At 39.7% G+C, this 25,164-nt stretch carries 20 protein-coding genes and 1 tRNA gene; 5 read left to right on the plus strand and 16 right to left on the minus strand.

Going from position 1 to position 25,164, the window contains the following annotated elements; all coding sequences use genetic code 11:
- Positions 1-2: 2 nt before the first annotated feature.
- The 5 genes from Q0W26_RS01165 to hypA all read right to left on the minus strand — a co-directional run bounded on the left by Q0W26_RS01165 (position 3) and on the right by hypA (position 3,345).
- Positions 3-1,085 (minus strand): hypothetical protein, encoded by a 1,083-nt coding sequence (locus tag Q0W26_RS01165; RefSeq protein WP_298521572.1) that lies wholly within the window; start codon positions 1,083-1,085, stop codon positions 3-5.
- A gap of 39 nt (positions 1,086-1,124) precedes the next feature.
- Positions 1,125-1,197 (minus strand) — tRNA-Ala (locus Q0W26_RS01170).
- Between the two features lie 51 nt (positions 1,198-1,248).
- A complete protein-coding gene (locus Q0W26_RS01175; protein ID WP_298521573.1) occupies positions 1,249-2,280 on the minus strand; it encodes a DUF354 domain-containing protein in 1,032 nt (343 codons plus the stop codon).
- A gap of 13 nt (positions 2,281-2,293) precedes the next feature.
- Positions 2,294-2,950: a hydrogenase nickel incorporation protein HypB gene (gene hypB, locus Q0W26_RS01180; RefSeq protein ID WP_298521574.1), complete on the minus strand. Its 657-nt coding sequence runs from the start codon at positions 2,948-2,950 to the stop codon at positions 2,294-2,296.
- 17 nt (positions 2,951-2,967) lie between these two features.
- On the minus strand, positions 2,968-3,345 hold the full coding sequence (gene hypA / locus Q0W26_RS01185) for a hydrogenase maturation nickel metallochaperone HypA (RefSeq protein WP_298521575.1): 378 nt from the start codon (positions 3,343-3,345) through the stop codon (positions 2,968-2,970).
- A 191-nt stretch (positions 3,346-3,536) separates the two neighbouring features.
- Between hypA and Q0W26_RS01190 the strand changes: the two genes are divergently transcribed.
- The gene (locus Q0W26_RS01190; RefSeq protein ID WP_298521576.1) at positions 3,537-4,685 is read left to right on the plus strand and encodes an aldo/keto reductase; all 1,149 of its coding nucleotides are present in this window, start codon (positions 3,537-3,539) and stop codon (positions 4,683-4,685) included.
- On the opposite strand, the gene Q0W26_RS01195 is transcribed toward Q0W26_RS01190, so the two are convergent.
- On the minus strand, positions 4,682-7,558 hold the full coding sequence (locus Q0W26_RS01195) for a DEAD/DEAH box helicase (RefSeq protein WP_298521577.1): 2,877 nt from the start codon (positions 7,556-7,558) through the stop codon (positions 4,682-4,684). The genes Q0W26_RS01190 and Q0W26_RS01195 overlap by 4 nt on opposite strands.
- A gap of 438 nt (positions 7,559-7,996) precedes the next feature.
- Between Q0W26_RS01195 and Q0W26_RS01200 the strand changes: the two genes are divergently transcribed.
- Genes Q0W26_RS01200 through Q0W26_RS01210 form a run of 3 tightly spaced genes read left to right on the plus strand, consistent with a single transcriptional unit; the run spans position 7,997 to position 12,400 of the window.
- A complete protein-coding gene (locus Q0W26_RS01200; RefSeq protein WP_298521578.1) occupies positions 7,997-10,471 on the plus strand; it encodes a DEAD/DEAH box helicase in 2,475 nt (824 codons plus the stop codon).
- Positions 10,472-10,481: 10 nt separating this feature from the next.
- Positions 10,482-11,699: a PD-(D/E)XK nuclease family protein gene (locus tag Q0W26_RS01205; protein ID WP_298521579.1), complete on the plus strand. Its 1,218-nt coding sequence runs from the start codon at positions 10,482-10,484 to the stop codon at positions 11,697-11,699.
- A 26-nt stretch (positions 11,700-11,725) separates the two neighbouring features.
- Positions 11,726-12,400, plus strand: coding sequence for a DUF169 domain-containing protein (locus tag Q0W26_RS01210; RefSeq protein WP_298521581.1), 675 nt, complete (start codon positions 11,726-11,728; stop codon positions 12,398-12,400).
- Here the strand turns inward: Q0W26_RS01210 and Q0W26_RS01215 are convergent.
- From Q0W26_RS01215 to Q0W26_RS01225, 3 genes are all read right to left on the minus strand, one after another.
- Entirely contained in the window at positions 12,392-13,045 is a 654-nt protein-coding gene (locus Q0W26_RS01215) for an NTP transferase domain-containing protein (RefSeq protein WP_298521582.1), read from the minus strand. The two genes, Q0W26_RS01210 and Q0W26_RS01215, sit on opposite strands and share 9 nt — an antisense overlap.
- Before the next feature lie 26 nt (positions 13,046-13,071).
- A complete protein-coding gene (locus Q0W26_RS01220) occupies positions 13,072-14,256 on the minus strand; it encodes a hypothetical protein (protein WP_298521583.1) in 1,185 nt (394 codons plus the stop codon).
- An 84-nt stretch (positions 14,257-14,340) separates the two neighbouring features.
- Entirely contained in the window at positions 14,341-15,627 is a 1,287-nt protein-coding gene (locus tag Q0W26_RS01225; RefSeq protein ID WP_298521584.1) for a Mur ligase family protein, read from the minus strand.
- Between the two features lie 119 nt (positions 15,628-15,746).
- Here Q0W26_RS01225 and Q0W26_RS01230 point away from each other — a divergent pair, with 119 nt between their 5' ends.
- Positions 15,747-16,142 (plus strand): nuclease, encoded by a 396-nt coding sequence (locus Q0W26_RS01230; protein ID WP_298521585.1) that lies wholly within the window; start codon positions 15,747-15,749, stop codon positions 16,140-16,142.
- Positions 16,143-16,168: 26 nt separating this feature from the next.
- On the opposite strand, the gene Q0W26_RS01235 is transcribed toward Q0W26_RS01230, so the two are convergent.
- From Q0W26_RS01235 to Q0W26_RS01265, 7 genes are all read right to left on the minus strand, one after another.
- Positions 16,169-18,916, minus strand: a complete 2,748-nt coding sequence (locus tag Q0W26_RS01235) for an SMC family ATPase (RefSeq protein ID WP_298521587.1) — start codon at positions 18,914-18,916, stop codon at positions 16,169-16,171.
- The gene (locus Q0W26_RS01240) at positions 18,913-20,199 is read right to left on the minus strand and encodes a DNA repair exonuclease (RefSeq protein ID WP_298521588.1); all 1,287 of its coding nucleotides are present in this window, start codon (positions 20,197-20,199) and stop codon (positions 18,913-18,915) included. Before Q0W26_RS01240 ends, Q0W26_RS01235 begins: the two co-directional genes overlap by 4 nt.
- Before the next feature lie 282 nt (positions 20,200-20,481).
- Positions 20,482-20,871 (minus strand): hypothetical protein, encoded by a 390-nt coding sequence (locus Q0W26_RS01245; RefSeq protein WP_298521589.1) that lies wholly within the window; start codon positions 20,869-20,871, stop codon positions 20,482-20,484.
- Between the two features lie 320 nt (positions 20,872-21,191).
- Positions 21,192-22,694, minus strand: a complete 1,503-nt coding sequence (locus Q0W26_RS01250) for an ATP-binding protein (RefSeq protein ID WP_298521590.1) — start codon at positions 22,692-22,694, stop codon at positions 21,192-21,194.
- Positions 22,688-23,761, minus strand: coding sequence for a DNA double-strand break repair nuclease NurA (locus Q0W26_RS01255; protein ID WP_298521591.1), 1,074 nt, complete (start codon positions 23,759-23,761; stop codon positions 22,688-22,690). Before Q0W26_RS01255 ends, Q0W26_RS01250 begins: the two co-directional genes overlap by 7 nt.
- Before the next feature lie 149 nt (positions 23,762-23,910).
- The gene (locus Q0W26_RS01260) at positions 23,911-24,663 is read right to left on the minus strand and encodes a geranylgeranylglyceryl/heptaprenylglyceryl phosphate synthase (RefSeq protein ID WP_298521592.1); all 753 of its coding nucleotides are present in this window, start codon (positions 24,661-24,663) and stop codon (positions 23,911-23,913) included.
- A gap of 97 nt (positions 24,664-24,760) precedes the next feature.
- On the minus strand, positions 24,761-24,907 hold the full coding sequence (locus Q0W26_RS01265) for a 50S ribosomal protein L40e (protein ID WP_298521593.1): 147 nt from the start codon (positions 24,905-24,907) through the stop codon (positions 24,761-24,763).
- Positions 24,908-25,164: the final 257 nt, after the last annotated feature.

Raw genomic sequence — 25,164 nt, forward strand, 5'->3', positions numbered from 1 at the left:
AATCATGATCTTGATTTAAGCGATACCACATTGGCTAAAATCAATGCTCCTAAAAATATGAATGTCAATAAAGCCATACCGTTGATTGTTCTGTTGAAGACAAACATACCTATTAATGCCTGTGAACAGAATGCTGCAAGAGCTCCGGTTAAAAGAACTTCTCTTCCAAGGTATTTCTTATTGTTTTTCTCCCTTCTTTCCCTGTAGATTGTCAGCATCTTAAAACCTACAAGTATTGTACCGAGTACAAATACCATAAGACCTATGAGACCCAAATATCCGAAGTCGAATCCGTATCCGAAAATACCAGGAAGCATATAATCGATTGTATCCTTCTGGTTAACCAGTATACCGAAAAACATTGGGAAAGGAAGACCGAAGAATAAAACCAATTGCATCGGCATCGTAATGTATCCTTCAGCAAATGCCGTTCCTTCCGCACCCCAATAGGATGCATCGGCGCTGTGCCCAATCAACTGGATGTTGTTCAATACCATTTTAATACTTGATAGGGAATACTGCTCAATCCTTGTCAACCTTAAGACAGGTGAGAAGATAGTCATTCCGGTTATTCTGGAAATACCTTCCAAAAGAAGGAAACCTGCGGCCGCTGCGCCTAAAAATATTCCGATTCTTTTACCTGTAAGGAATGATTTTTCCCTGAATGATTTGGAAATTATCAGATATCCTATGAACAGTCCCAAAATCCATAATATCAAAAATGATCTGTGCATCAATCCACCGAAAACTGTAATTCCACCAATGAAGAGAATTACGAATCTTCTAAGCGGCCGGATATCCACACCCGATTCCTTCATCACCTTCAGCGACGCCAGAGCAGCTACAGCTCCAAGCAATGCGATAGGACCGAACGGGTGAGTGAACTCCGCCTGACTTGCGGATACTATAAGAAGAACAATGTCCGCTCCGAAAATAAGTGTGAAACCTCCAATGATAAACAAGGACAAAAAGGTTACAACACTTAATGATAATGGAATCAAGTTAAGACAGAACACCATTGTAACGAATAACATCAATGCAATCTCTACAATGAACTGCAAATGGTTTTGAGCAATTAATAACATATTACTATCACAATTTCAACTTATTTAAAAAAATATAAATGGACTGACCGGGATTTGAACCCGGGGCCTCCGCCATGCCAAGGCGACGATCTACCATCTGAGCTACCAGCCCAAAAAAAATATAATAAAATCAAATAATATATTTGGCATTAATGGTATATAACTATTTTCCATTTTTTGCCAAATCATATAAATTATCTATGATAATCTGGAAAAGGTCATCCGTTTTCAAATCAATCTTATCATGAGGGTTTACAATGAACTCAAGTGACTTGTGAATGACTTCGTCAGGGTCAAGTGACCTGTACATAAGTCCATGATTGATGTAGAACTGATCCACTGACAATGTGTCTCCAGGATAACATGAAATGACTGGAGTCTGAAGCAAAGCGGCTTCCCTGTTCATTGTTCCACCGGCACCGATGACAAGGTCGCATTTTTTTATTATGCTTGAGGTGTCGACCGGAGGCTTTAAGATTGAAACGTTGTCTATTCCTTCGAAAATTTCAGCCTGTTCCTTGAATCTAGGAAGAACAAGAATGTTTGCCACATTTTTCAGCTCATCCACGATAGGTGAGAGAACTGATTTTCTGCAGTCCGCATCAAGGTATGATGCAAGAGAAGGTTCCGGTCTCATCAATATTGTTTTCGGATGCTTCAAGTCAAGGTCCAAATCGTTGAAAACGTTGTCGTTGTACTCGAAACTTTTGAAATGCATTATCTCGGAAGTTCCATTGTATGAAATGATTGTATTCGGGTCTGCACCAAACTTCATCAGTTTCCACATGTCGATAATCCTTGGTGTGATGATTCTGTCGCACAAAGGAAGTGTCAATTTGTTAGCTGCAAGAGCATGTTCGTTGTCTAAAACGTACAAACTTGGGATCCCTAGACCGAAGGAAATTCTAGGAAGCTCAATGGAATGCTTGCTAAGGGCGACATCCACCTTTTCGTCATGTATGATATCGACAAGGTCATAGACTCTTGTTGTGCTTTCCCTCAGCTTGTCATAGAGGCTGACACCATGCTTTCCGACGGAAATGAAATCGATATCATACATTTCCATCAGCTTATGGATATCACCGAACTGTCTTCCGGTTACAATAACATCCTCACCTTCGGCTTCAAGATACTTGATTATATCCTTAAAAAACCTTACATGAGGTGCGTTTGAAATGTCAATCCACACTTTCATGAAATCACCGGCACTACAAGCTGTTTTTCCTATCTTCAATGACTTTTATAATTTCATCCAATCCTTCGCCATCTTTCAAGTTGGATGTGATTACCTGAACGTTAGGATTTAATTTTTTGGCGTCTGCAACCATCTTGTCTATGTCTGCTCCGACAGCATCGGCAAGGTCAATCTTATTGATTACAATAACATCTGAGGTCTGGAAAATGATTGGGTGCTTTTCTACGGTGTCGTCCCCTTCAGTGACACTGACGACTACGATTCTCAGGTGTGAGCCCAATTCGAAGTCAACCGGACAGATTAAGTTACCTACGTTTTCAATTATAATCATGTCCAAATCGTCGAGAGGCAGGTCATGAAGTCCATGGTGAACCAGATGAGCATCAAGGTGACATTCCTTGCCTGTATTCAGACCTGCTACAGGAACGTCATGCGCTTCGATACGTTCTGCATCGAATTTGGAGATTACATCCCCAGCTATGACCCCAATCTTATAATCTGTATTGTCAATTATCTCTTCAATCAGTGTTGTCTTACCGGAACCTATTGCTCCGACAAAATCAACACAAAAAATTCCTTTTTCATCCAAATGTTTTAAGTTTTTATCGGCTAACCTTTTGTTAGCGTCCATAATATTCTTTGCTACTTCCACATCAGCTACTTGGTGCATACTTTTGCCTCCATAATCTATTTATCATCAGGTTTTTCAATAATAATATTTTTAACAACTATATCTTTACCGTTCAATATTTCTACCTTTAAGCTGTCGCATTCAGGACATTTTACAAGTGGCGCGTAATGGTCACTGTCATCCAAAATGGCCACACCCTTAAAACCACAGTCCCCGCATTCAATTTCTGCTGGAATGTCTTCAATAACTATTTTAGCTTCTTGCATAATCGTATTTTCAACCAGAATGCCCAGCATAAACTGCAGCTGTTCCGGATTTATCATAGCCAATCTGCCTATTTCAACAGTGACTTCATTAACTTCAGTGGCATTATTGCTTTCAGCGGTCTCCAGAACCGCATTGATAATGCCCTGAGCCATTGATAATTCGTGCATTTTACAACTCCTCTATCTAATAAATATTAATAGTATAAATTTGGTTTTATTAATTAATAAATATATTTAATATTTGGACAATATCGAAGTAATACTAAACATTGAAAACAAATTAAAATAATGTTGCTATTGACAACATTTAAATATTCTGCTTTTTAGAAATAATATCACAATATTTTGGAGAAATACAAATGACCTATAAATCTAAATTCGGTTTCGGATGCATGAGGCTTCCCGTAACCGATACAAACGACCCTACAACAATCGACCAGGACCTATTCAATGAGATGGTCGACATCTACATGGAAAAGGGCTTCAACTACTTTGACACTTCATATGCATACCACAACGGAATGAGCGAAGTGGCAATAAGAAAGGCAGTGGTTGAAAGATACCCTAGAGAATCTTTTTTAATCTGCGACAAGATGCCTACATGGGCATTGACATCAGAGGAAGACAACGACAAATTCGTCAATGAAATGCTTGAAAGGCTTGGAATCAACTACTTCGACGTGTTTTTCATTCACAACATCAATGTTCCATGGCTGAAACTGGCCAAAGAAGCCAAATCATTCGAATACATCAAAAAGATGAAGGACAATGGAATCGCCAAAAAGATTGGTTTCAGCTTCCACGACAATTCAAAACTGCTTAAGGAAGTCCTGGAGGAGTACGCAGACATCCTGGATGTTGTCCAACTTGAACTCAACTATCTGGATTGGGAAGATCCTTCAATCGAATCCCGCAAATGCTATGAGCTGTGCGCCGAATACGGCCTTGACGTTTATGTGATGGAACCTCTTAAAGGAGGAGTCATCGTCAACCTGCCTGATTCAATCAAAAATGACTTTGAGGAGTTCAACCCCGACAAGTCTATAGCCAGCATGGCAATAAGATTCTGCGCTTCACTTGAAAACGTTAAAGTCGTATTAAGCGGCATGAGCAAAATGGAAGATCTGATTGACAACTGCGACACCTATGAAAACTTTGAAGTGCTGAACACAGAGGAAAATGAATTTTTAGAAAGAATGGCATCAAAACTTAGGCAGAACGTTGCAGTGCCTTGCAGCGAGTGCGGATACTGCATAAAGGCATGTCCTGAAATGATACCGATTCCTGAATACTTCAATCTGTACAACACAAGCAAAAATCAACCTCAATCAAACATATACAGATTGTACTATGACAAATTGGGTGAAGAAAAAGTACCTGCAGACGAATGCACATACTGCGAAACATGCCTTGACCACTGTACCCAAAAAATAGACATTCCCGACATGCTTGAAAAGGTATGTGAACACTTCGAAGAGGGTTTCAGTCCTTATGCGGGAGCTCCTTAGGAAACCCTCATCTTCAACTCCCTAACCATTTCACCATTCTTATTTATTTTTGAAGCCCTTTTGTAGTATTCAATCGCTTTTGGAAATATTCCTGACTGATAGTAAATCAATCCCATCAGGGCAAGGGCATCGGCATTCCTGTCATCGAAATCAAGCAGCTGCTCGAGAATTTCAGATGCAGTTGTCAAATCTCCCTGGGTGTAGAGGTCATATGCCTCCTCATACAGCACTTCGATGTCATCCAGTGACTGCAGATTAACCTCCTTTTTAGCCTCATGGGATTTGTTTGAAAGCATCACGTCAAGTTCATTGGCCATTTCATTTGACCTGTCCTGTGCAAGCGCCTTTTTTACAAAATAAAGTGCAATGTCCCTTTGGTCCTGATTGTATAAAATCTGAGCCATCAGGGAAAGCGAATCCACATGGTTCTTATCTATAGACAGAATATTGTTGAGTATGTCCTTTGAAGCGGAATAGTTGCCTTCATCATATAGCTTCAAGGCCTCCTTAAACAACGTTTCGACTTCACTGTCTTCATGTCTCTCGACGATTTCATCAACGATTTCCTTTTTGGGTTCGCAATCCTTTGAAATCAGCTTGCACATGTACTCCAGAATGTATTTGGTCGCATTCTTGTGAAGCGGCTTGTTGTCGTTTCCGCATTTAGGCGAATAGATGCATGCAGGACATCCGCTTTTGCATCCGCAGTTGTTGAGCAGGTCCATTGTGGATTTGAGCAGATCCACAAACACGTCAACGGCCTTTTCACAGATTCCGATTCCGCCTTCATAACCGTCATAGATGAAGATTGTCGCTTCCTGAGTGTCCTCGTGATAGTTTGTTGAAAGCCCACCAATGTCAAACCTGTCACACATTGTATGAAGCGGAAATAGTCCGATCAATGCGTGCTCCGCACCGTGAAGACCACCTGCAAAGACTTCCTCTTCTGCAAACATATCCTCCAATGTGTCCTTTACCTGCTTTGGAATGGTGAACCACAGTCCTTTTGTCCTGAACTTCAACGGAGGCAGGTCCAGAGGATATGTTCCGATTGATTTTGAAAACTGCATCTTCTTGTACTTATAGTAGTCCTCACGAACCGTGAGCTCTCCGAAATGAATAGTGAGATTCCCGTATTTAGTCTTGGAGAGCTTCTTTTCAATGTTAATCTCGGTTTTGTTTAAAACCATCGTATGATAGTCCACAGTCTTCTGGCTGACATTGACGAATCCGTTTTTGAGATTAACGCTGTTTACGACATATGTGTCTCCCTTGTTGATTAGGATTGCTCCTTCATGGGCTTCACGGTAAACCTGTGAGCGTTCCATTGTCTCCAAAAGCCTTCCGTTGTTCATGACCTTGAACTCCTGACCGGAAATCTGGTCCAGCGAATGGTCAAGTGCAGGATTGTCATCGTAAGGATACATGTAATCCCCGCGCATGTTCTTGTGAAGGTCCTTTTTGGCCACTAGCTCATCGAGAATCTCCTCATCAACACCGAAATATTTGGAAACCTCTCCTGACTTTATCGCCAGCTCCTTGGCTGCACAGAGGATATGCGCCTCCTGAAGAATAGGATTTGTCAAATCGATGATTGCGTTTTCATGGGGCTTGTCAAAGAAGAATGACGGATTGTTCATGAAGTACTGGTCAAGCTGGTTTTCAAAAGCAATCAGTACAGCAAGTGACTTCTGGTTGCTTCTTCCGGCCCTTCCTGACTGCTGCCAAGTTGAAATCATTGTTCCTGGATAACCTGAAATGATGACCGCATCCAGAGAACCTATGTTGATTCCAAGCTCCAGTGCATTTGTGCATGTGACTCCCAGGTATTTTCCTGTCTTGAGGCCTTCCTCGATTTCACGGCGTTCTTCAGGACGGTATCCTGCCCTGTATGCCGCAATCCTGTGGGCCAATTTTCCCTTGATTTGAGTCATGTCCTTTTTTGCCCACATAGCAATGAGTTCCGTTGTCTTTCTTGAAACAGTAAAGCATAATGTCTGGATTCCCTTAAGCATCATGTATATGAAAATGTTTTCCGTTTCCATGTGAACGGAAGGGGCATTCTGCATGTTGACCTTGTTTCTGCGGTAGTTCTTGAACGGATTGTACAATATGAAATCCTTCTCTCCGCTGGGTGAGGCGTCCTCGTCAATCAGCACAAACTCCTCGCCTGTCAGTCTGTTTGCAAGCTCCAGAGGGTTTGCAAGGGTTGCTGAAGACAATATGAACTGAGGATATGAACCGTAGAAGTTGGCTATCCTTTTGAGCCTCTTTATGAGAAACGCCACATTGGATCCGAACACTCCCTTGTAGTAATGTGACTCATCAATGACAATATACCTCAGGTTTTTATAGAAGCGTGTCCACTGATGGTGCCATGACAAAATCAGATGCAACTGATAGGGGTTTGTAAGAACAATCCTGGACTTGTCCCTGATTCCCTTCTTCTCATCCCTCGGCGTGTCTCCGTCATATGTCCTTGGCCTGATTTTAACATCAAGGCTTTCCTCCAGATTTTCAAGAACATGCAGCTGGTCGTTAGAAAGGGCCTTTGCGGGATAGATGTAAAGGGCAGTGGCGTCCCCATCCTCAATCATGGTCTCCATAATCGGCAGGTTGAAGGCTAGGGTTTTTCCGGATGCTGTCGGCGTGGTAATGATGACGTTTTCACCGTTTTTGATTGCTTCGTATGCATCTGCCTGATGCCTGTAGAGCCGGACATCCTTTGAATCCAAATAGTCGATGATTTTTTCGTTTAAATTATTAACCTTTTTAAAACTAGCTTCTTTTGCCGGCAATGTCTCCACATGTGCAATATTATCCCTGTATCGCACATCATTCTTAAACATATCAATATTGTTAGGCTCAGACATATTATCAGCAAAATTAAGTTAATGATTATATTTTAAATTCAAATAATATTTAAAATGTTCGTTATTTTTGAAATAAGTTCAATGAGAAAATCAGAATTTTGATATAAGTCAGGAATTTTTAGGTTCCCAACTTATCTATGCATATTATGGAAGAACATTTTCTTCCTTGAACATATTTTAGTTTTAATAATAAATAAATCTTTATATTGAACAAGAATCAATATAAATTGAAATTTTATAATTCATATTTAAAAAAAATTTTATGCAATTCAAAAAGAAGCCTGAAAAAGAACTGAAAATACATTTTTGGCTGAAATTCCTAAATGCCATATTGAAAAATTAGATTAAAAATCGAATAGTTTTCAAACGCTCTCTCATTCAATTTATAAATAATGAAAAAACATAAATAATATCATTATACACTTAGAGGGAAAAATAATGATTTCTTATGATAAATTTGAAGACATTGTGGTGAATTCACTCAAGAGAGACATTTCTTCAAATCAGGATCAAAAAAAGGCAATACTGTCAGACAGCGACAAATCCCTATTCATTGTAGCAGGACCAGGATCCGGCAAAACAACTGTAATGGTGCTTAAGATATTGAAATACATCTTCGTTGACGGGATTGACCCGAGCGAAATACTTGCTACAACATTTACAAGAAAGGCTGCAGATGAGCTGTATTCAAGAATCCTCGGATGGGGAGATGAAATCAAGAACAGCCTCATAAGCGAACTTGACAACGACAGCTTTGAAGACAGCTTCAAGATAGTTGAAATCGAAAGGATTGACTTCAACCAGATTAACATCGGAACCACAGACAGCATTGCCGAAGAACTGTTGAGAGATTATAAAAAACCTGGTGAAACCCAGCCTTCAGTTATTGAAGACTTTGTTGCCAACTCTGCAATGATAAAAATCCTGATAAAGGATGAAAGGTATCTCAACAAGAATCTTGTGGAATATCTGAAGGAACTGAGTGGAAGAGCCAAACTTGAAGAACCGTCACGAATGAGCGATATCCTGATTGAAATCAAAAACAGGATATATTACGACCAGGTGGATTTCGAAAGACTTTATGAGGACACCGAAAAGGGAAGCGGCCTAAGCCTTGCACTGGACTGCATAAGAGAATATGAGCAAACCCTTAAGGCAAGACACACCATCGACTTCACCATGCTCGAGTCAATGTTTCTTGAAAGGCTTAAAAACGGCAGCCTAGATGAGTTTCTAGAAGACATCAGAATCGTCCTCATCGACGAGTATCAGGACACAAACCTGATTCAGGAGGACATCTACTTCACGATTGCATCATCCGCTCTTGAAAACGGAGGAAACATCACAGTCGTCGGCGACGATGACCAATCACTTTACCGCTTCAGAGGAGCGACAGTGGACCTGTTTACAAACTACAAGCAGCGCGTTCTTGACAGGCTTGGCATTGAAGTTGAAGAGATTAACCTGAGAACCAACTACCGTTCTACAGAAAACATCATCGAACACTGCAACAGGTTTGCAGAGCTTGACAGAGAATACCAGTTTGCAAGGGTTGAAAACAAGCCTAAAATCATAGCTCCTGATTTCGACAAGGACAGGATGCCGGTTTTGGGAATGTTTCGAAACAACCCTGAAATGCTTGCGCGTGACCTTTCAAGGCTTTTGAACAATCTCATCAACAAAGGGGAAAGCGAAATAAAGGTTCTGCAGGTTCTCGATGACGATTACTACAGAAGAGTCAATGGAAATGTCGACATTGCCAAACTGCAAATGCTCAAACAGGAAAAAATCAGGCAGGGTAAGGAAATCGACAAGATTACCCTTAAGCTTGACAGCGAGCACGGTTCGGCTTCAGACATTGCCGTGCTTTCATATTCTCCTAAGGAAATCAGCTTTGGAAACAGGACATTTCTCTTCTTTTTGAGAAAGAACCTGAAGCAGTTAAGACAGCCAATTGAAATGTTCAACCCAAGGGGACAGGATTTGCAGGAAATAGACAATGTCGCAATATTCTGCGGACTTATATTGGAGTGCATAGACCCTGAAGGATCAATTCAGAAATCAGACAAGAGCATTCCTAACCTTGCCAAAAGAAACATGACAAGATGGAGAGTGAAAGCCAAGGAATACATCAAAATGGAACCTGAACCAACTGAGCCTATTTCCCTCAACACTTTCGTGACCCGCTGGCAGCTCAGAAGGCCATATCCTGAAAGGGATGAAAACGGCGTTGAAATCCAATGGCCTAAAACCGCAAGCCTCATGGAACTTGCATACAAGCTCACAACATGGATTGAGGATTTGCAGGACGACGTAGAGGGAGTGGTATACCTTGAGGCCATTACAAAATCCATTACACAGACAGGATTTTTCAATGAGTACCATTCAAACATATCATTTGAAAACGCGAATGCCGAAAGGGAATCTGTACTTGAGGCAATCTGGAACATTTTCATACCTCTTTCAACAGGAGGAGTCAAGATTGACGAGTCACTGCTTGAGACATTGCCGAACAACAGGGTCAATGTCCTTTCAATCCACCAGTCCAAGGGACTTGAATTTCCGCTGGTCATCGTTGATGTCGGCTCCAAATTCAAAACAAACGACATCAAAACCCAAAGGTTGAGATTCCCGAAATCATTGAAGGATAAGGTCACCATCGAAGACAGCATCAGAAAGCATTCCATATTGGGCAAAAGCGATAGAAGCGAAAAGGACCGCTCATTTGACGATTTGACCAGACTTTACTTCGTGGCGTTTTCAAGGGCTGAAAGCGTGCTGTTACTGATAGGGCTCAGTTCAGCCATTGAAGGATACAACAAGAAAAACAAGCACTTCGACATACCGAACATTGCCCTTGGATGGAGCAGAGATGAAAACTACGTCGGATTTAAGGAGATTTATTTAATTTAGGAGATTTACTATGAAATTGCCTTCAAGATCAAAATCATACATGATTCCGGAATACAGCCTCACCGGAGATTTGCTTTCATACATCACCTGCGGCCTTCAGTACAGATACCAGAACAAAGGGACACTGCCTCCTTCAAAGCCTGTCCAGAGATGGTTCGGAGAGTTCATCCATGGCGTGATGGAAGAGGCGTATCTTGACTGGAAATACAACAACAGGGAATTTCCATGGGACTGGAAGGAAGACATAAGGCCTATTGAAGATGAAATAGACCTGAGACTCCAGGTCAGGGGACTTTACCCTCACGATGAGGATTTGTTTTTCAGCATAAACAGACCCGGCAACGAACTGACCCTCAACGACCTCAACGAACATGACCACAAGAAACTTGCAAGCGCAAGGGCTGAAAAAGCAATAAACATTTGGGGAAAGCACCTCTTTCCTTTGATTGACGCATCGGAAATCCTGATTAAGGGCGTAAGGCCTATGCCTAACTTTGACGAGAACACCAGCCGCTCAAACTACTATGGAATAAACGGGGTTGTGGACGTTCTGACATCTACAAAAATCAACAGAATCCATGAGCAGAGCACACTGTACAATTTCGACAACAAGATTGTCAGTTTCATCAAAGGCAATCTGGATGAGAACGACATCGAGGACTATGAGATAATCATAGACTACAAAGGAATGAAAAGGCCGCCGATTAAAGTGAGCAAACCCCATGCCGAGGACAAATGGGAGCATCACAAGCAGCAGATACTGACATATTCCTGGCTGCGGTCAAAACAGGAGGATGCAAAATCAATATCTGCAGGAATCATCCTTTATCTAAACGAACTTGTTCCGTCAAAAGAGGATTTGGTGCTGATTAAGGATGAAATCAACGATGGCCTGACAGACATACCTGCTGACGGGCAGTTTGAAGATGACATCAATACAATCATGAAATGGCATGAGGACGACAAGGCTCCAAACCTAAGCGACGAGTTTAAGATAGCAAGGTCAATCAGATTCATCAGAATAGATGAAGCAGAACGTGACAAGGCACTTGACAAGTTTGACCAGGTGGTCTATGACATTGAAAACTCATTAATCCGAGAAAGGGACGGATGTAAAATAAAGGACGCATGGAAGGCGGAGGCAGATGAGAGAACCTGTTCTGCATGCGATTTCAGGACATTCTGTAAAAATAACACTGACATAACAAAAAATTTTAAAATACCATAATACATAGTAATAATTAGGCGATTAAAATGGCAGATTTAGAGAAAAACAAAAAATATTGCGAAGCAATCGAAAGTAAAATCAAGCTTGATGCAAAACCTGTAGCGATGAAACTGATTAAAACAGAAGATGACCTTCCAGAGGGTTACGATTTGATTGGTGAAAAAATCAGACATTGTGAAATGGTTAGAAAAGCATCATTAGGAGATAAGTTCTACTCCACAATCGATGAACAGATGTGTTTAGGCGGAGCTGGAGCAATCGGACTCAGGGACATGCCTGAAAAATTGGCAAACGGTGAAAAATATTTCTCACTCGGAAGATTCCAGGACCTTGAAACCGCTAAAAAGTTAACTGCAAAGCTTTCAATGATTAAGGACATCTCCTGGGGAATAATATACGCTCCTTTGGATGAAGCAGACTTTGAAGCTGACGTTATCCAAATCATCACAGAACCTGTTGGCGGAATGAAGCTTGCACAAAGCATTGTCTACAAAACAGGTGAGAAAATCGAACCTTCCTTTGCAGGAATCCAATCATTGTGCGGAGATGCATTTGCAAACCCTTACCTTTCAAAAGGAGTTAATTTCACATTAGGCTGTGACGGTTCCAGAAAGGCTGCAGACATCAAGGACAATGAAATGACCGTTGGAATAAGTTCCGATATGATTGAAGAAGTTATTTCAGGTCTCGATTCAATCTAGAAGATTCAAGTAGTCTTCATAGTGATTGATATTCAACAACTCTTTTTTATTTTTTTCTTTTATCCCATAAAACGTATAGCCATCGGCAAATATTTTTCTCAAAATAGGATTAAGGTTGTCATCCTCGTTTTCAAGATATTTCATCAGATTTTCCCTTGGAGCTACAAAAGGCATTCCCAATCCTTCGGCAGTATCGAGAAGTCCTGTTTTTCTTCTTCTTAAAATTGAAATGGTATGAAACGGATCTTCGCTATTCTGACTTACTTCAATCAGACGGTTGAATGTTTCTGTCGATACTGTAGGCTGGTCTGCTGTGATGCACAATGCAAAGTCAGAGCCTATATTTGACAGACCGTTGAAAAGTGATGTTGATAAACCTACATCAACAGGATTGTTTTCTATGAACTTTACCTTATCTTTGTAATTATCAAAGATAGCTTCCTTTATTTCACTAGAATAATGTCCAAGTACTACAATGCACTCATCTATATTTGCAGATAATGCATTGTCAATTGTTGTCTCTATGACGGTCGAATCTTTAAACGGTAAAATAAGTTTGTTAGTCAAATCGATATTGAGTTCCAGCTGGTCCTTTCTCATTCTGGAATTCTTTCCGGCTGCAGTAATAATTGTTGAAATTGACATAAAAAAAGAAACTAATGATATATTCACTATGCTGGAATATATCTTGTAATCTGTGCATAAATACCCATACCAGTACCTGAACCTTCGGTCCACATATTGATTTTTACAGGGTAGTCGTGGTTGTTTGAAACGGTAATGTCACTTGCAGGGTTGTAACCGAACAATACTGCATTTTCAGTTCCATCCATACCAACAGGCAATCCGAATCCTTCTGCAAGCACTGCTGCCCTTAACGCTCTTGCGGATGGACATACACCGTGTGCCGCACTTCCTCCAGGAGCTTCGGAATCACTGGCCGCTTCGAAGTAAACGTAGTCCTTACCTGTACTTGTTGAGTTAGGAGGTATGATGGTGCCGTTCCAGGCCTCTACAAATTGTTTTGCATTTACTTCCCTGATTGAATCCCCATATTCAGGGTGAGAGCCTAATGAAGTTCCGTAAACTTCACCGTTTTCTTCAGTATAGTTTCCCATATACAGCAGAATAGGATTTCCCGTAGGATATTCGGCAACATAATCCGTTACTTCCTTACCGAAGATTTGCGGAACCTGGTCTGAACTGATATCAGATCTTCCATCTGAAAATCCATAAATTCCTTTCTCCAAAGTGAATGTGGAACCTACATCAGCATCATAGTTATACCAGTTCCTGATGGTTTCATTGTTATAGTATTCACTGGAATAGTTTAAATCCTTGATTTGATCAGTAGGTACAGATTGAACGACTTTTCCCCCTTCTATTACGTCCACTCCGGAATCGGTTTTACATAAAAGCTTGTATGGTGTACTGTAACCCCAAATGTATGTGTCAGGCCCTTTAACAATCAGCTTGTCATCTTCCAAATCCAAGTAACCAGGACCTTCTATGTCAATTGCATTTCCATATGAATCAATACCTGAACTTGATACTGAAGTGAAATCAAAAGGAACAACACCTGTGGAAAGCGTCATCAAAATTCCCTGAATATCAAAAGCCATGAGTTCATGTGCTATGAATCCAAAATTGGACAACAGTGGAACTTCAATAGTCTTATTGACTCCTAAAATTGATTGTCCTGCAAACATGGATTGTCCAATAGAGACATTATACTCATCGGCAACTGACTGGCCAGTATAAGGAGTACTGCTTACAAATGAAAAAGCAAACAAGAGTATGCATGCCAATAGCAATGCTGCAAATATTAAAACTGATGTTCTTCTCCAACTTCTCATTTATCTACACCCAATATTTATACAATAAATAAATATAACAATAATAATATAAAAAGTTAATGAAAAAATTAGATTGCACCTTATCTAATCGGACAGTTTTTCTGAAATTAACTTAATCCTTTCTTGAATTTCAATAATGGTATCCTGACCGTTTCCACCAATGAGAATGGCATCCTCATGGGAATACTCTGCAACCAGTTCAATAATCTGGTCCAGCGAGTTGACGGTAATGATATTTCCCATATATCCAAGAGAATTGAGCCTGTAGATTGCAATGTCGAGAGTATCGTCAAGACCAGGAAACAATACGATGACTTCCGGATTGTATTTGACAGCAACGTCGAGAATGTCAAGCCTGTGATCCTCATTATGGCGTGGCGTTCCTATAAATATTGCATAGAAATCCTTTTCTGATAAAATTGAAGCAAGCGCATCCGAATTGTCTGTCTTTCCAACATAAACCAGTGCATCATTGATTTTATACACATCCAACCTGCCTTCAACTGCCTTGAATTGTGCCAGAGATGATCTGATAACGTCCTTAGGAACCTTAAGCTCCCTTGCAATTGCGGTGGCAAGTCCTGCATTGAGCAGATTGAACTTGCCGAAAAGCTGCAGCTCATCCTGATATTCAAAATAAGGAATGCATTTGCTTGCAGATTCCTTGAAGTCACTGTTGAAATCCTGATTGAAAGCTGTGAAAATTAATTTATCATCAAAAAAGCGAACCAAAGAGTTCTTGTAGTTTGCAATGGTCTTGTGGACATCCATGTGGTCATTTCCTATGTTTGTAAGGCCAATCATGTCAAAGTCAAAGCAGTATCTGCAGAAGTCAAGTGTCATGTCACAGACCTCAACCAGCAGAATATCGTATTCACCTTCATTGGCTTCAAGAATCAGGTCATAATATCCTGAAAATCCCCCTCCACCATTTCCGCCGACCAATACCCTTTTGCCGGCATCCTCCAGAATGGTCTTTATCATATGGACGGTTGTTGTCTTACCGTTTGTTCCAGTGATTCCTATTGTGAAAATGTCCTTGTGCTTGTCTAAAACATCACTTAAAAGATGTCCGTCCTGAAGCAGCTTTTCAGCAAATGCCCCGCCATACATGCTGGGACTGATGGCTATTGCATCGCACTGCTCAATGGCGTAAGGGTTTGTAAAACCCAAATCCAAAGTAATGTTTTCACCTACAATAGAGACTGTCTGTTCACTGTCAAGCATATTCATGGACAATCTAGGTACATTCAAGCCTTCCAAATCGACATTTATATTCAAGTCTGTGGCGTAAACTTCCCATCCATGTTTTAAGAGTGAATTGACAGCTTTCTTACCTTCTACACCTAAACCTATAACCGCCGCTTTCATAAAAAACTAATCCTAAAAAATAATCACTATAATTACATTTTATTTTAAAATTTATAAATATTTTGCAAATAGAAAATTATTTTATATACTTCTTTAAATATTAAAAGCAAGGTGTTAATATGTTTGAAGATGAAAAAGACGATAAGATTTATAATCTGATTATTTCAAATGGCACAGATATGAAAAATGAATACGGCCAGTTTACAGAAAAATTATTCTCAAAAGTGGACTTCCTATGGAAGGAATCCATATCCGGAGATTTTTCAATGGCCGGCGAAGCATTCTACTCAAAAGTCGACAGGATAATCCTTCTTGCAGGCCTTTACAAAGACAACAAGGAAGTATTCGAAAGCCTCCTGGATGCAAGTGAAAAATACGACATACCAATCGTTTTGGTAAGGCCTCTTGGAGTTGAGGAAGTTCCGGAAATACTTGAAGAAAAAGCCGCAACAATCGTCGGTTGGAATGCAAACTGCATTATCGACTCCATCAAGGATGCCGATGAGTTGATTTAAAAAAAAATAAGAATTAAAAATGATATTTAAAAAGAAACCTTTGAAATACCATTTTCTTTTTCAACTTTAATCAGGTTTTCAGCTGCATTTTCAAGCTGACTTTCGTGAGTCACAATAATCATTTGAGGCAATACGGACATGTCCTTCAACAGATTGATGAGTTCATGTCTTCTGGATGCATCCAAATGAATTGTAGGCTCATCCAACAATATTGTATCCAAATCTCCTTTTGACATTGCTTTTGTAATACCAAGTCTCAATGCAAGGGCAATAGCAATCTTTTCACCGCCACTGACCATGGTTATGGATGATTCCCCTTCAGGACCATATACTGTAACGTCGTATTCGTCATCCAATGTCAAATCAGAGTAATTGAAGTTGAATTCATTGAAGAATTCCTTGGTGTACTTTTGGATTAAAGGTTTTGAAATGATTCTCAAATCCTTTTGGATTTCATTTTTGCCGAATATTTCCCTGATGTGTTTCAGCACATTGACATAATCGCTTACGTTGCTGTGCTCTTTTTGGAACCTGTCTGATGTTTTGATCTTTTCGCTTAAGTCCTTGGTATATGCAATTGATTCACGGGCACGGCCCTTGAGCTGTGAAAGCTCGTCGCTTAATTCAACCTGCTTTCTTTCATACATCTCATAGCGGAACAGAATCTGCTCATATTTCTCCTGGTCGTAAACGGTTGCTTCAATCTTGTTTTTGATAATGTCTTTTTGATTGAGGCATGTGCCGATTTCCTCTTTGATTGTATCATGCTGAGTCATCAGAGAGTTCTTATTTTTCACAAATCCGATTAGCTGATTGTACTCTTCGTTTTTCTGCTTCAAATCGGCAATTCTGTCTTGCAGTTCTGAAGCGCTGATGTCTCCGCTAAGATGAGGGTCCTGTTCAATGGCCAACTTGATGTTTTTGACATGGTTGTCAAGTTCATTTTTGACCTGCTTCAGCTTGTATTGCACATCAGTTTCATCACCTAAAACGTCAAGTGCGCCTTTTGCCTGATTATATGCATCATAAGATTCCTTATATTCTTCACGAGCTGTTCTTTCTTTTGCGATGACCAATATAAGTTCACCAAGCTTATTGCTTATCAGTTCCTTGGATTCAAGGCCTTCATCAATCTTGTTCAGTTTGACCAGCTGATTTTCAAGATGGATGACCTTATGCTTGTAGTCTATGATTTCCTTGGACAAATCGTTTATCTTTACAATATTTTCCTCTAAGGATTCCTTGTCTTTTGCAGATGAACTTACTTTCTCTTCATATTCTGCAATTAACTTTCTATTTTCCTCAATTGTGGAATTGTAATCCTTGATGAGCTTTTCCTTTTTATCTAAAGTCAGGTCCGCCTGACAAACAGGACATTTGTTATCCACACCGTCCAGTTCCTCGAGAGGCTTTTCGCAGGCTTTGATGTTCTGCTTGAATACAACAATCTCCTCATTTTTGGAGATTATCTCTTCTGAGAGATCCTTGATTTTTTGTGAGGTTTCATCTGAGAAATTGTCGCAGGCATCCTGCAGGTGAGTGAAGTCATCGATTTCATCCAATGCCTCCTGAGGCAATTCGCAGTCATCCAGTTGGTTTTTGGATTTTGAGAAGAATTTCTGAATGTCGTTTCGCTCATCCTCGATTGACCTTAAGAGATCCTTTTTCTCCTGCTCAAGTTTAGCCATTGCGGCCAAATCTTTTTCATAGCTGATTTTTTGTGAATCCAATTGTTCAATCTGTTCGTTGGACTCCAGGAATTTGTCATATTCCTCTTTTTTATCCTTGACAATCTCTTTTTGCTGAGCGATTGATTCCAATTTATCCTCAATCTGCTTTTCTTCCTCCTTGAGGTTTTGTATGCTTACAACTGACTTTTCAAAGTCAAGGTAAACGTCAAGCTTTGAGACGTATTTTTCCAATCTTTTAATTTGCTCTTCAGCTTCACGAATCTTGTCCAGATTTTCCTGAACATTGCGCTTGTTTTCCTCAAGTTTTACGAGATTTGCCTCTTCGGTCTGCAGGTTATTGACAAGCTTTTCATAGATTTCCTTTTCGGTCTCCATATCCCTTTTGCTTGAAGAGATTTCGCTTAACGAATTGTTGACGTCGTTAATCTGGCCTTCAAGCTCATGGCCCTTGACTTTAATTTCTTCAAGTTCCTTCATTTTTCTTTCATAGTCTTCCTTGAGCTCTTTGGAGTTGTATAGCTTACCTTCAAGCTCTGAAAGCTTAAGCTCGTAATTGTTGATGAAAGGCAATAAGTTTTTCCATGCCTTTTCCAGGGAATCTATGCCCAGCAGCTTGGCTATGAGCTGTTTTTTCTCGGAAGAAGACTTGTCAACCAATTCAGCGATTTCACCCTGCCTGATGTAGATTGCATTGAGGAACAGATCTGAATCGATATCCAGAATTTGGCGAATCTCATTGTTGACTTCCTTATCACCGCTGCAGATGTGCATGAATCCGCTGTCGGAAGATGTTTTAGCGTAAAGTGAGGATTTAAGATTGGATTTCTTTTCACGGACAATCCGGTATTCCTTGCCGTTGGAAATGAACTGCAGCTCAACGGACATTGTATTTGCATTGTTTCTCACCAGATCATCTATCTTTTTGGCAGTGTGCTGTTTGAAGAGTGCAAAGCTGATGGCTTCTAAAATTGTTGATTTTCCAGCACCGTTTTCACCGACAATAACGCTTATTCCCTTATTGAATCCGATTATTGTGTTTTGATGAGACTTGAAATTGGTTAACTTTAATCTTGTGAAAATCATTCTAGAACCTCCTTGAAGGTTACCTGAATATCCTTGGTAGCGTCTTCACTGTCTTCGTTTTCCACCATAGGCTCGATGTTGTCGCTTTCAAAAATTCCAGTGTCCACTTCTTCCCTTTCGAAATTGTCAGTTGTGAATTCCACATCATCAGAGCCGAAATGCTGAGTGTAATACTGCTCTATTACAGCCTGTACATCTTCAGTCTTGTCCTTTGACAACAGCTCATACAAGTCAACGGCCAGCTTATCGACATTGCTGCCATATCCTTCAAGTCTTTGCATGATTAATTCCTTAGGACCTATGGAATCGTCCTTTATAATAAGATTATCAATTTCCCCCTCAACGGTGTTGAATGTAGGCCTTATCATCAGTGACAGTTCGCTTAGCTCCTCATTGATTCTGTCGTAAATGACTCCAGTATCTGAATCCACATTGTTGATGTTTAAAATCAGGATTGGAGGCTTTTCCAAATCCCTGATGGTTTCCTTGATGCCAGCGATATTGCTTTCAAGCTTGGTGTAATCAATTGACCTTTTAATGAATTGACGAGGCAAGTCAACCTTGACCCTTTTGACTGCAGGCTTGTTGCCGTCCATATCAACAACCACAAATCCTTTGCCGTTTTCACGGTAGTCTTCCAATTCATCGGTTTTCCATACCTCAGTAGATCCAGGATAGACCAATGTTCCCTTTCCAAAATCAGTTTCTGTGTATTTGTGGATGTGGCCCAATGCATAGTATGTGAAATTGTCAGGAATATCACCGGTTTCCAGCTCATACTGGTAGTCAAAGTAATTGTCAACGCCCTGGTGCAGTACCAGTATTGACTTTTCATGACTGGCGGCCTTTTTGGACAATTCAACTAGCTTGGATTTTAAAACGTTGCTCTGGGATGCCGGATAAAACGGCAAACCTGCAATGAACACATCACCCTGCATGTAATTGGTGTTGATTGGACTTATCACTTTCAGGCCCATTTTCTTAAAGATTACCTGTGGCGGAATTGATCCCTTGCGCATTACGGAATCGTGATTTCCTGCAATCGCATACATCGGAATTCCGGCGCCTTTAAGTTTAAGCAATCCTTTTTGGAACTCTAAAAGTGCCATTGGAGATGGTTTAGCTGTTTCGAACAGGTCTCCACTATGTATTACAAAGTCGACATTCTCTTCTATAATCTTGTCTATAACCTTTCCAAATACTTCATAAAAGTCTCTTTCACGCTCAATTAAACCAAATTGGCGATAACCTAAATGAGTATCTGCTAAATGTGCAAATTTCATTATATTACCTTTATTTATTTAATTGTATATAACCAATTTAAACACTATAACAGCATTTAATTGAATAATATTTTATTTAATTTTATATTTAATAGTTTGCAGAGAGCATTTGAAAACTATTCAATTGAGTTATTTGTAAAATTTATTAATAGATGAATCCACAGTTAATGTGAACCGACAATAACATTAACAACCGCAAAACACAACCGCTAATGTGAAATGACATTAACATTAACAACCCAATTACTCCATCATTAATGAGAAATCAGTAACATTACCCTATCAATTGTATAACGCAGGCATCAAAGAAAAATTTGAAATGATATTTAATTTTTGCATTAAAGGAACAAAATCCCAAAAAATCGCATCAATACCATCCATTACTCCATTATCAAAAGTATATTCATCAACCTTGACGTAAAGAATTATATGGGAAAATTTATCACTTTCAGGATCTGTGTAATACGTTAAATCAAACTTAGCATTAGGAAAATTTTTAACCAAATGAGGTTTAAGTTCATTTAATAAAACAATTATTCCTTTATGATTGCTAATGTAATCTAAAACTTTGTTTTTATGGCGTAAATTATAAAAATCACCTAACTTTTTAAAATTTTGATAAAACAACTCCCCATTATTTTCCAATTGATTAACAAATTTTAATTCATCCATAATATCACCTAGATTAGAAATGGAGGATTATTATTTAATACATTGAAAGTTGAAACGCATAATTTGTCCTCTTAATAACTTTTAGCGAGTTTTTTTCAAAGCAATCTGTACTCCATAATTGCTTTGATATTGAAAAATTGCCCTCACTTTGAAAAATTGCTTTTACTTTGTAAAATTGTTGTCAAAGCGTAATAGAATTCTTCAATTTTAATTTCAATTACTGATATATGGCAAATGGTATAAATAACTTTTGATATGAATCTATACAATATTACAAGGAAAGATCAATATTGTAATATAAAAATGAAAAAAGTTTGGGATTAGTAATCATATCCCATATCCAAAGTTTCCTTTTTCTGGCGGTCAAGCTCTTCGGCACGTCTTTGCTTAATGTCCTTGAAATGGGAAACAATGTCCATGTCATCACCGTGACGACGGCCTTTGAACTCATCGATTTTGACAAGAGTAGGCACCTTGCTCATCAAGCCCAGCACAATGGCTTCACCAACATTCAATGACGGCAGCTGATTTACCAAGTCCTGTGAGAGGCTTTCGCTTGCTGATTGGACATGCCTTTGGTCTTCAGGTTCGACAAGCCTTAAGATGATCATGTTGTTCATCTGTGAGAGTGCATCATGGTCGACTGTCTTTGGGGATTGGCTTACCAGACATAATCCGATTCCGAATTTACGGCCTTCCCTTGCAACCCTCTGAATCCATCTTTTTGAATCGGATTCCCTTTTGTTCGGAGCGAGGATATGTGCTTCCTCAAGTATGAAAAACACTGAATTGTTCAAAAGCTCTTCCTTGTTGTCGCTGTGTGCAGCATCCTTAGAGCGCTGAAGGGAGTTTCTCAGGATATGGCTTACAAGGACGCTTGCAACAAACTCGTCGACCTGGCTTAAGTCAAGAACATTGACATATCCTGCCTTAATGTTTGAAAGTATGTTTGCTGCGTTCTTGTTGAATAGCTTGGAGTACTTGTCCATTGAATCATCGATTTTGTTCATAACGTCAATGATCTGCCTGTCTGAGCCTTCCTCAAGTGACTTTTCATACAAGATGTCATACATTATCTGCAGGAAATTATTGGAGTTTGCCCTTCCGTCCTTAAGCATTGCCTTTGCTTCCTTGAATGCCTTTCTGAAGTGCCTTTCCTGAATGTAACCATTGGTCGGGATGTTTACCAGCCTTCGTATTTCATGAAATGCCATGTAATTCGGATTGATTTTCGGATGGATCACATTGACTTCGCCGTTGGGAAAGCTTGCATCCTTATACTCGCCGTGCATGTCAAATACGAATACAGGAACGGTGTATCCCAGAAGCTGGTCTATGAGAACTGATACGGTATTTGATTTGCCCGCACCGGTCATTGCCAAAACGGCGAGATGTCTTGAGAGAATCGGATTTGCATCGACATTGACTTCAACATCACTTTGGTTTACAAGGCAACCCAGCTTCAAAGGGTTTTTGACCTTGAATATTTCCTTGAGAATGTCCTTGTCGGCCAGCATGATTTCGGTTCCCGGAAGCACAGGGGTTCTTGGCAATTTCAAATTGTCCCTGACGTCACCGAGAATCTTTACCTTTCCACGGATGTAGTTGTCCTCCACGCCTATTCTTGAGATTTTTTGAATTGCCTTAAAGTCGTTGATGTCGACATTTAAAGCGTCATTTCCCATAATCAAGTTTTCTATCATTCCTAAGACCAGTTTTCCATCATATTCTATTGTAACGTATTCGCCGACTTTCGGCATTTTATCTGAGATGAATGTGACTTCTGTAAGTGAGGTTTCCCCTACACAAATTCCAACTACCATGACATTACCTCCCTGTTGGTTGTTTCATAAACTTTAGCTATCTTAAGCAATTCTTTCATGTTCCTGTCGGTTATAACAACATCGTTATGTGCTTTATTGAGCAGATAAGGATATCCCTGAACCGACAATACCTTGATTTTTTCAACTATATCAAGCACCTGCTTTTCAGATGCCCTGTACGGCAATTCCACTTTAAGGACATTTTTGTTGTCCTGAAGACGAACGTAAAAAACAGTGAATGTCAATCTTTTAAAGAAGTCGTTGTAGTACGGAAATGCCGCCCTTTCAAACACATGCCTGTAATCCAGCTTTGAAATACCTTCCTTTTTGGTGTTCTTGTCGAGAAATGCAATGTCGGGAATATTCCATTTGAACAGGTCATTGTCTGAGGAGGTCTTCGAAATTGAGATGATTTTTCGGTTATGGTTTAAAATCTCCCTCAGCAAAATAATCTTCTCGACAGACGCAAGGTGAAGATTGTATTCCTCAATCTTGTTTGACCTTTCGGATTTAGGCATCTCAACCAATTTCAGAGTGTCCCTCAAGTCAGGAAAAGCCAAACCGAAATGCCTCTTGGACAGCCTTCTTTCAAATTCCTTCAGGAGGCTGTCGTCCATGTTGTCCTTAAGCTTTGATGGCAGCTTGGCCCCTCTCGGAAATGCGTTTTGAAGGTCTCCCAAAATGGAGCCGTCAAGCATGTAATAGTTAACGTCATATTCGTTCAGTGCCCTGAGTGCACATTTGAGTTCATAAACCGCCATGTAATTGCTCAGAAGCTCGTCAAGGAAATTTACATGTCCGATATCGAAAATGTCCGAATCGTCAATCTTTTTAATTTCACCATCGTAGATTATGGATTCCGCTCCGACGGCACAGAAATTGGTTGTGAGAAATTTCTTTTTGTTGAAACTTCCGTCCCCAGCCGCAATGGTAAATTCGTCCGTGCTTTCGGGAAATTTCCTGTCGAACCATTTGTACTCCAATATCGATTCCATATCAGTTTCAGAGTCAATCGGCTGGATGAATCCTCTTTTAGCGATGGCTTTCTCATATAGTGAATTCAACATAGTATCTACCTTCAGGTGTTTGTCCTCTTTTGAGGATTTTACATTAACATTAACTAATTTATCAGAACTAGAATATAAATTAAATGAGAGAGCATTTGAAAAGTATTGTCAAATGCTGGGGAAAATAAAAAATTTAGAGCAGTTTGAAACTACTCCATGGAAGCTTTTCTGATGGCTCCGGTCAATTCCTGGATTTTGGCTTGAACATCATCGACTTCCTCTACAACGGTACCGGTTACGATAATGTCTCCTCCAGCTTTTGCTGCCATGTAAGCAGCTTTAGCGTCACGAATGCCTCCTCCGACAACTAGGATGTTTTTAGGAGCTGCCTTTTTGGAGTATGCAACCATTTCAGCAGGAATAGGTTCTTCAGCACCGGACCCTGCTTCAAGATAGAAGAATTTGATTCCAAAGAGCTCCGCAGACATCGCATAGACTGCAGGTATCTTAGGCTTGTTTCTAGGAACGAGATTTGCATCGCCGACCCATCCTACAGTTCCTCCTGGGGCAACGACCATGTAGTGCATGGATAAAATTTCCATTCCTGATGCCTTAACTGCTGGTGCGGCTATTGCCTGAGCGCCGTTAATCCAGTACGGATTTCTTGAGTTCACATAGCTCATGTAGAAAATCGCATCAGCGTATTTGCTTACGCTGCTTGTATTTCCAGGGAAAATGATGATTGGAACAGCGATGTTTTCAGACAATATTTTACAGGTGTTGTCCACATCGTCTCCGTTGACTGTGGATCCACCAATCATGATTCCATCGGTTCCTCCTTCAATGGCCTGAGTGGCGATTTCCAAAGCCTGCTCCGGAGTCTGTTCATCAGGGTCAATTAAAGTAAAATGAATTTTCCTTGTTTTTAAAATATCACGAATATAATTTTCAACGTCTTTCATAAAATAAGTTTTATTGAAAATAATATATTAAATTAATGCTTTAAAGAAAAATAGTATATAAAAATTAAAAAAAATAGTAGAATTCAAGAGAATGAATCTATCCTCTTGGTTCTTTTGCTTTGTATCTTAAACCTTTGTAACCGCATTTTCTGCAGGTGGTTGCACCAGCAGGGTTACGAGCGTTACATTTTAAGCAGATTTTAATATTGAACATTCTGTTTTCTGCTACTTCAAATCTTGCCATTAACAATTCCTCCTATAATCATGAAAATTCAGTAATAATAAAAATGTTATGAAATCAAAAGCAATTTACACTCTTCATAACTATTAATTAATTATTTTACTTTAATAGTATTTAAATGTTTAGTAAAAAAGACCTAAAACAATGAAAAAAACTTCATACAAAAAAATATTATTCATATTACTATAAATATTTGACGTTAATCCAAAAGAAATATTTAAATCAATACAAACACAAAAGAAATATTAATCAGGTGTTAA

The organism is uncultured Methanobrevibacter sp. (assembly GCF_947169325.1).
Lineage (GTDB): Archaea > Methanobacteriota > Methanobacteria > Methanobacteriales > Methanobacteriaceae > Methanocatella.

Bases quoted from the DNA above. Each gene is read 5' to 3' on its own strand.
- Q0W26_RS01165 (WP_298521572.1), bottom strand. From the start codon at position 1,085: ATGTTATTAATTGCTCAAAACCATTTGCAGTTCATTGTAGAGATTGCA.
- Q0W26_RS01175 (WP_298521573.1), bottom strand. From the start codon at position 2,280: ATGAAAGTGTGGATTGACATTTCAAACGCACCTCATGTAAGGTTTTTT.
- hypB (WP_298521574.1), bottom strand. From the start codon at position 2,950: ATGCACCAAGTAGCTGATGTGGAAGTAGCAAAGAATATTATGGACGCT.
- hypA (WP_298521575.1), bottom strand. From the start codon at position 3,345: ATGCACGAATTATCAATGGCTCAGGGCATTATCAATGCGGTTCTGGAG.
- Q0W26_RS01190 (WP_298521576.1), top strand. From the start codon at position 3,537: ATGACCTATAAATCTAAATTCGGTTTCGGATGCATGAGGCTTCCCGTA.
- Q0W26_RS01195 (WP_298521577.1), bottom strand. From the start codon at position 7,558: ATGTCTGAGCCTAACAATATTGATATGTTTAAGAATGATGTGCGATAC.
- Q0W26_RS01200 (WP_298521578.1), top strand. From the start codon at position 7,997: ATGATTTCTTATGATAAATTTGAAGACATTGTGGTGAATTCACTCAAG.
- Q0W26_RS01205 (WP_298521579.1), top strand. From the start codon at position 10,482: ATGAAATTGCCTTCAAGATCAAAATCATACATGATTCCGGAATACAGC.
- Q0W26_RS01210 (WP_298521581.1), top strand. From the start codon at position 11,726: ATGGCAGATTTAGAGAAAAACAAAAAATATTGCGAAGCAATCGAAAGT.
- Q0W26_RS01215 (WP_298521582.1), bottom strand. From the start codon at position 13,045: ATGTCAATTTCAACAATTATTACTGCAGCCGGAAAGAATTCCAGAATG.
- Q0W26_RS01220 (WP_298521583.1), bottom strand. From the start codon at position 14,256: ATGAGAAGTTGGAGAAGAACATCAGTTTTAATATTTGCAGCATTGCTA.
- Q0W26_RS01225 (WP_298521584.1), bottom strand. From the start codon at position 15,627: ATGAAAGCGGCGGTTATAGGTTTAGGTGTAGAAGGTAAGAAAGCTGTC.
- Q0W26_RS01230 (WP_298521585.1), top strand. From the start codon at position 15,747: ATGTTTGAAGATGAAAAAGACGATAAGATTTATAATCTGATTATTTCA.
- Q0W26_RS01235 (WP_298521587.1), bottom strand. From the start codon at position 18,916: ATGATTTTCACAAGATTAAAGTTAACCAATTTCAAGTCTCATCAAAAC.
- Q0W26_RS01240 (WP_298521588.1), bottom strand. From the start codon at position 20,199: ATGAAATTTGCACATTTAGCAGATACTCATTTAGGTTATCGCCAATTT.
- Q0W26_RS01245 (WP_298521589.1), bottom strand. From the start codon at position 20,871: ATGGATGAATTAAAATTTGTTAATCAATTGGAAAATAATGGGGAGTTG.
- Q0W26_RS01250 (WP_298521590.1), bottom strand. From the start codon at position 22,694: ATGGTAGTTGGAATTTGTGTAGGGGAAACCTCACTTACAGAAGTCACA.
- Q0W26_RS01255 (WP_298521591.1), bottom strand. From the start codon at position 23,761: ATGTTGAATTCACTATATGAGAAAGCCATCGCTAAAAGAGGATTCATC.
- Q0W26_RS01260 (WP_298521592.1), bottom strand. From the start codon at position 24,663: ATGAAAGACGTTGAAAATTATATTCGTGATATTTTAAAAACAAGGAAA.
- Q0W26_RS01265 (WP_298521593.1), bottom strand. From the start codon at position 24,907: ATGGCAAGATTTGAAGTAGCAGAAAACAGAATGTTCAATATTAAAATC.